The sequence below is a fragment of the Cupriavidus sp. 01T418 genome (assembly GCF_056398885.1).
The window spans coordinates 1-464 of the sequence record NZ_JBFTQG010000173.1 but is presented as its reverse complement, the minus strand read 5'-3'; the positions used below and the strand labels follow the sequence as shown (position 1 = coordinate 464).

At 74.5% G+C, this 464-nt stretch carries 1 protein-coding gene; it reads right to left on the bottom strand.

Annotation, left to right across the window (positions count from 1 at the left end; all coding sequences use genetic code 11):
* The coding region (locus tag AC1DQ3_RS36770) for a hypothetical protein (protein WP_477124988.1) at positions 1–464 on the bottom strand (464 nt) is incomplete at both ends.

The following is a 464-nucleotide window of genomic DNA, read 5'->3' as shown; positions in this document are numbered from 1 at the left end:
TCGCTCAGGCTGAGGCCGGGCCGCTGCTCGTGCAGGCGGCGGGCGTAGGGCAGATTGGCTTCCCCGTCCCGGCGCGGCACGGCRTCGCGAATGGCGGCCAGTTCCACGGAGAGCGCCTTGAAGGCCGGCTCGCGGCGCAGAGGGCTTTCCGTGGCGCCCGAGAGCAGGGACAGCTCGCTCAGGCTGAGGCCGGGCCGCTGCTCGTGCAGTCGGCGGGCGTAGGCCTGACGGGCTTCCCCGTCCCGGCGCGGCATGGCGTCGCGAATGGCGGCCAGTTCCACGGAGAGCGCCTTGAAGGCYGGCTCGCGGCGCAGWTGGCYTTCCAWGGCACCCGAGAGCAGGGACAGCTCGCTCAGGCTGAGGCCGGGCCGCTGCTCGCGCAGGCGGCGGGCGTAGGCCAGACTGGCTTCCCCGTCCCGGCGCGGCACGGCGTCGCGAATGGCGGCCAGTTCCACGGAGAGCGC